This is a genomic window from Vibrio sp. HI00D65, from assembly GCF_001635455.1.
Classification (GTDB): domain Bacteria; phylum Pseudomonadota; class Gammaproteobacteria; order Enterobacterales; family Vibrionaceae; genus Vibrio.
Genome location: NZ_LWEH01000131.1, coordinates 1 through 387, shown reverse-complemented (window position 1 = coordinate 387; position 387 = coordinate 1). Strand labels below are relative to the sequence as shown.

The window sequence follows — 387 nt, the reverse complement described above, 5'->3', positions numbered from 1 at the left end:
TCAAGAATTACAGTCTTGTTGTGCAGTTTTGCCAATTTAGCAATGTCATCAATTGAATTCAGCATGCCAGTTGTGGTCTCACAATGCACAATCGCAACATGAGTGATGTCTGAATCCATGGCCAATACCGTTTCCATTTCGTTCAAGTCAGGCTGTGATGTTTCACCAGGAGAAACGACATGGCATGGAATGTTTAAATATTCTGCGATTTGAGCAATACGAGCGCCGTACGCACCGTTATCCACCACAAGAAGTTTTCCATTTTTTGAGATAACGCTACCAATTGTTGCTTCAACTGAAGCGGTGCCGCTACCTTGCATTAATACGCTCGTGTATCCCGTTTGTTTCGTCGCTAAATTCACTAGCTTGCTACGAATCACTTCAACG

General features: G+C 43.2%; 1 protein-coding gene. It reads right to left on the bottom strand.

Translation table 11 applies throughout. The features are described 5' to 3' along the window. A partial coding sequence (locus A3712_RS11385) for an aminotransferase class V-fold PLP-dependent enzyme (protein ID WP_157618745.1) occupies positions 1-387 on the bottom strand: 387 nt, incomplete at both ends.